Origin of the sequence: Aestuariivirga sp. (genome assembly GCF_044239095.1) — a bacterium.
Classification (GTDB): domain Bacteria; phylum Pseudomonadota; class Alphaproteobacteria; order Rhizobiales; family Aestuariivirgaceae; genus Aestuariivirga.
Genome location: NZ_JBIICB010000269.1, coordinates 1 through 5,702 on the forward strand (window position 1 = coordinate 1; position 5,702 = coordinate 5,702).

Annotated in this window: 3 protein-coding genes; all 3 read left to right on the forward strand. The window is 69.2% G+C overall.

Translation table 11 applies throughout. The annotated features are described in order from the left end of the window. Positions 1–1,096, forward strand: a 1,096-nt coding sequence (locus ACILRA_RS18715; RefSeq protein ID WP_395663580.1) for an HAD-IC family P-type ATPase, incomplete at its 5' end; no start/stop codon positions are given. Next, positions 1,093–1,245 (forward strand): cbb3-type cytochrome oxidase assembly protein CcoS, encoded by a 153-nt coding sequence (gene ccoS, locus ACILRA_RS18720; protein ID WP_395663581.1) that lies wholly within the window; start codon positions 1,093–1,095, stop codon positions 1,243–1,245. The genes ACILRA_RS18715 and ccoS, both read left to right, overlap by 4 nt. Before the next feature lie 96 nt (positions 1,246–1,341). Beyond that, positions 1,342–5,702 (forward strand): alpha-2-macroglobulin family protein (locus ACILRA_RS18725; RefSeq protein ID WP_395663582.1); only part of this gene is annotated, 4,361 nt, incomplete at its 3' end.

Genomic DNA, 5,702 nt, shown 5'->3' on the forward strand with positions numbered 1-5,702 from the left:
CGTCGCGGTGCTCATCATCACCTGCCCCTGCGCGCTGGGGCTTGCCGTGCCCGCCGCCCAGGTGGTGGCCAGCGGCAGGCTGTTCCGCTCCGGCATCATGATCAAGGACGGCGCGGCGCTGGAGAAGCTCTCGGGCGTCGACACCGTCATCTTCGACAAGACCGGCACGCTCACCAAGGGCCAGCCGCAGCTCGTCCTGCCGCTCATGGTCTCCACCGAAACGCTCACCCTTGCGGCGGGTCTCGCCCAGGCCAGCAAGCACCCGCTGTCACAGGCGCTGGTGCGCGAGGTGGCGCGCCGCGGCCTCGCGCCAGCATCTGCTGGCGACGTGTCAGAGCATCCGGGGCTGGGCCTTTCCGGCACCTGCCATGGCGAGGCGCTGCGCCTCGGCAGCCGCGCCTGGTGCGGGCTGGATGAAGCCACGGAAGATAAGGGCCTTCTCGAATTCGCCTTCCGGCGCGGCGGCAATGCGCCCGTCGTCTTCCAGTTCGAGGATGCGCTCCGCCCGGATGCGGCAGAGACCGTCGCCCGCCTCAAGGCCATGGGCCTCGCGGTCCATCTCCTTTCAGGCGACCGTGAGGCGGCGGTAAAGCGCGTGGCGGAGGCCGTGGGCATCGGCACCGCCGTCTCCCGTGCGGGCCCCCAGGCCAAGCTCGCCTATGTCGATGCGCTCTCGAAGGCTGGCGCCCGCGTGCTGATGGTGGGCGACGGCATCAATGACGCCCCGGCCCTGGCAGCGGGCTACACCTCGATGGCGCCCTCCTCCGCCTCCGATATCGGCCGCACCGCGGCGCAAATCGTCTGGATGGGAGAGAGTGCGGCAGCGGTCGCGGAGGCGGTGGCCGTCAGCCGCCGCACCCAGCGCATCGCCAAGGAGAATTTCGCCCTGGCGGTCGGCTACAATGTGCTGGCCGTGCCCCTCGCCATGGTGGGCCTCGTCTCGCCGCTGGTGGCGGCTGTTGCCATGTCCACCTCATCGATCATCGTCATCGCCAACGCGCTGCGCGTGGGGGTCGGCCGGACAAGCACCGCCTCCTCTGCTAGGCTGGTGCAGGGCAGCATTGCCGAAGCGGACACGTTGAGGGACGCCGCATGACCGGACTTCTTTATCTCATTCCCGTCGCCCTCTTCCTGGGCGGGCTCGGGCTTGCCGCCTTCATCTGGTCGCTCAAGTCCGGCCAGTACGACGATCTCGAAGGCGCCGCCTGGCGCATCCTGCAGGATGACGACCAGCCCAAGCCGTAAGCGGCGTCACCCACAATCCGTCGCAATCCTGATCAATATTGACAAGCAGGTGGCGGCGGACGGACACTTCCTCCCCGCGGTAGATGGGAGATTTCGATGACGGCGCAACATGCTCAGAAAGTGTACCTCCTCCTCGCGGCCCTGCTCGCGCTTGCTGCTGCGTCGCTACCCGCACTTGCCGCCAAGAGCTTCCCCGTCTCGCAGTTCGGCTTCTACCTCAGCGATTATGACAATGAGCTGGCGCGCATCGCGAAGGAGCGCACCCGCAGCGAGCCTGAGATCCTGGGCGACCTCGCTGCCGCCGAGGCCGCGGGCAACGCGCGCCTCGCCGCCGTCTCGCTCGAGCAGCTGGCCAGCATCAACCCGGCGGACGGCCAGCTATGGCTGAGGCTTGCCCGCCAGCTCGCCGCCGCAGCACCCATGAACGACTACGACACCTATGCGCTTCCGGCAAAGATGATTGGCGCGGGCCTCAGGGCCTATACGCTGCTGTCGTCTCCGGCGGAGGAGGCAGCAGCACTCGACATCGCAGCCCAGGGTTTCGTGAAGCGGGAGATGTGGCGTCCGGCGCTCACCGCTTACAAGGAGAGCCTGAAGATCTCCGAGAGCCCGCAGATCCGCACCACCTACGAGCAGCTGCGCGCCGCGCGCGGCTTCCGCGTCGCCGATTACAAGGTCGACACCGAGACCACGCCGCCGCGCGCCTGCTTCGAGATGTCGGAGCCCCTGTCGCGCACCCTTACCGACTTCACCGCCTATGTGACACAGCAGCCCGGTCCCGCCGCCGCCGTGACGGCAGAAGGCACCAGGCTCTGCGTTGAGGGCCTCCGCTACGGCGAGCGCTATGCGATCACGCTGCGCCAGGGCCTGCCCGCGGCCATCGACGACACCACGGCGAAGGACGAGACCTTCGACTTCTACGTGCGCGACCGCACGCCCTCGGTGCGCTTCACCGGCAACGCCTATGTGCTGCCGCGCACCGGGCAGAGCGGCATTCCGCTGGTCTCCGTCAACAGCGCGGAGGCGAAGCTCGAACTCTACCGCATCGGTGACCGCAACCTCATCGGCAGCGTGCTCTCCTCCGACTTCCGCTCCCAGATCAGCGGCTACAGCGCTGCGGGCATCGCCGCCCAGAAGGGCAGCCTCGTGTGGCAGGGAACGGTCGAGACGCCGTCTCCCCTCAACGCGGAGGTCACCACAGCCATCCCCGTTGACGAGGCGATGGGCAGGCTTGAGCCTGGCCTCTATGTGATGACGGCGGAACCCGCCGCCCGCAAGGCCGAAAGCTACGAGAACGTGGCCACACAATGGTTCGTCGTCTCCGATCTCGGGCTCTCCACCATGAACGCCAAGGACGGCCTGCACGTTTCAGTGCGCTCGATCGCCACGGCATTGCCGGTGGCCGGCGCCAGCCTGCGCCTCATCGCCCGCAACAACGAGGTGCTGGCGGAGGGGCAGACGGGTGCTGACGGCAACCTGCTCATCGACCCCGGCCTGATGAAGGGCGAAGGCGGCACAGCCCCCGCGCTGCTCGTCGCCCGCTCGGGCGAGGGCGACTACAGCTTCATCGACCTCGCGCAGCCCGCCTTCGACCTCACCGACCGCGGCGTCGGCGGCCGCGCCGCCCCGGGCCCGGTTGATGCCTTCGTCTATGCCGAGCGCGGCGTCTACCGGCGCGGCGAGACGGTGCACGCCACCGTGCTGCTGCGCGACGACCGCGCCAACGCCATGCCCGGAACGCCGCTCACGCTCCTCGTCGAGCGCCCGGACGGCGTGGCCTATCTGAGCCAGCCCCTGAGCGACAAGGGTGCGGGCGGCTACAGCCACAGCTTCGACATCGCCGCGGGCGCCCAGGGCGGCACCTGGCGCATCAAGGCGCTGACAGACCCCAACGCAGCCCCCGTTGGCGAAACCTCGTTCCTGGTCGAGGACTACATCCCCGACCGCATCGAATTCGACCTCACCTCGAAGACGCCGCGCGTGACGCCGGCAGAGGGCCTTCGGCTCACCGTCGAGGGCCGCTACCTCTTCGGCGCGCCAGCCGCGGGTCTGGACATCGAGGCCAGCGTGTCGGTAACGCCCGACAAAGCCCCCTTCGCGCAATGGAAGGACTACCGCTTCGGCCTGATGGACGAGCGCCCCGACCCGATCCAGGTGATGGCCGACGGCCTGCCGCAGACCGACATCGACGGCCGCGCCAACCTTGAACTCGCGCTGCCCGAGCTTCCGGTCACCACGCAGCCGCTGAAGGCCGATGCCGCCGTGCGCCTGCGTGAGCCCGGCGGCCGCGCGGTGGAGCGCAGCGCGAGCCTGCCCATCACGGCCTCCCAGCCGATGCTCGCCATCAAGCCGGGCTTTGCCGATGGTTCGGCTCCCGAAGGCCAGCCCGCAAGCTTCAGCGTCGTGGCGCTCGATCCCGGCGGCAACCCCGTCGCGGCGCCTGGCGCAGCCTGGACCCTGAAGCGGCTGACGCGTGACTGGCAATGGTTCAACGCCGATGGCGCCTGGCGCTGGGAGGCGGTCACCCGCACCGCGAAGATCGCCAACGGCACGCTCGACATCGCGGCCTCCGCTCCCACGCCCTTCTCCCAGTCGCTTTCCTGGGGCGAATACCGCCTCGAGATCGCAGCACCGGGCATGACGCCCGTCTCGGTCGATTTCTCCGCCGGCTACTATGGCGGGCAGGCAACGGCAGATACCCCTGACACGCTGAAGCTCGCCCTCGACAAGCCCGACGTGAAGACCGGCGACACGGTGAACCTCAAGATCGAGGCGCGCTATCCCGGCAAGGCCATGGTGCGGATCGTCGGCGAGCGGCTGCTCGAAGCGCGCGAGGTCGACGTGCCCGCGGGCGGCACAAGCATCGCCATCACCGTTGGCGAAGGCTGGGGCACCGGCGCCTATGTGCTGGCCAGCCTGCTCAAGCCGATGGACGCCGCAGCCAAACGCATGCCCTCGCGCGCCATGGGTGTTGCCTGGTTCGGCATCGACCGCGCCGCGCGCACGCTTGATGTCACACTCGCAACGCCTGAGGCGGCAAAGCCGCGCAACCGCCTCACCGTGCCGGTCAAGATCGGCAATCTCGCGGCGGGCGAACAGGCCTTCGTCACGGTCGCGGCGGTTGACGCCGGCATCCTCAACCTCACCCGCTACGATCCGCCCGCGCCTGAGCGCTTCTACTATGACCAGAAGCGGCTGGCCGCCGAACTGCGCGACATCTACGGCCAGCTCATCGACGGCATGCAGGGCGAGCGTGGGCGTCTGCGCGCAGGCGGTGACGGCGGCGCGGCCTTCAACGCCCCGCCCCCCGCACAGAAGCCGCTCGCCTTCTATTCCGGAATCCTGAAGGTGGCGGATGACGGCACGGCCTCGGTTGATTTCGACATCCCCGCCTTCAACGGCACCATCCGCGTCATGGCCGTGGCCTGGACCGCCACGAAGACCGGCCACGCCACAAGCGACGTCATCGCGCGTGATCCCGTCGTCGTGTCGGGCACGCTGCCGCGCTTCCTCAATGCCGGAGACAGCTCGGAACTGCGCTTCGACATCGTCAACGCGGAAGGCCCGGCGGGCGACTACACGCTCGGCGTCTCGATCGAAGGTCCGGTGGAGCCTGAAGCCGCAGCCCGCATCCAGCGCATCAGCCTGGGTGCGGCGGGCGCGCGCGCCAGCATCATCGTGCCGGTCAAGGCCACGGGCATCGGCACGGCGAGCGTCGTCGCAACGCTCAAGGGCCCGGGCGATCTCCTGCTCGACCAGGACTATGCGCTGGGCATCATGCCCGCGAGCGCACCCGTCACCCGGCGCACCACCCTGCCGCTCATGGCCAATGGCGGCGCGATCACCATCGGCCAGGACCTGCTCTCCGGCATGCTGCCGGGCACGGGCACGGTTGCCCTCTCGGTCAGCCCGCTGCCGCAGCTCGACGCGGCAGGCCTGGTGCGTGACCTCGACCGCTATCCCTACGGCTGCTCGGAGCAGACGGTCAGCCGCGCGCTTCCCCTGCTCTATCTCAGTGAACTCGGCGTCAGCCCGCAAGACATCGGCGGCGAACTCACCACGCGCCTGCAGGAGGCAGTGACGCGGCTCGCCAACCGCCAGTCGGGTGCAGGCTCCTTCGGCCTGTGGTCGGCCTATGACGGCAGCAGCCTGTGGCTCACCGCCTATGTGACGGACTTCCTGCTGCGCGCCCGCGAGAAGGGCTTCGCGGTTCCGGAAGACGTGCTCGTCGGCGGCCTGGACTTCATCCGCAACATGGTCGGCAACGCGCCGGACATCACCGAGGGCCAGGGCCAGGACATGGCCTATGCGCTCTACGTCCTCGCCCGCGCCGGCCGCGCGCCGGTGGGCGACCTCAAATACCTGGCGGATACCAAGCTCAACGGCTTCGGCTCACCGCTGGCGCGCGCCCAGATCGCCTCAGCCCTGGCCATGCTGGGCGACGGTGAGCGCGCCGA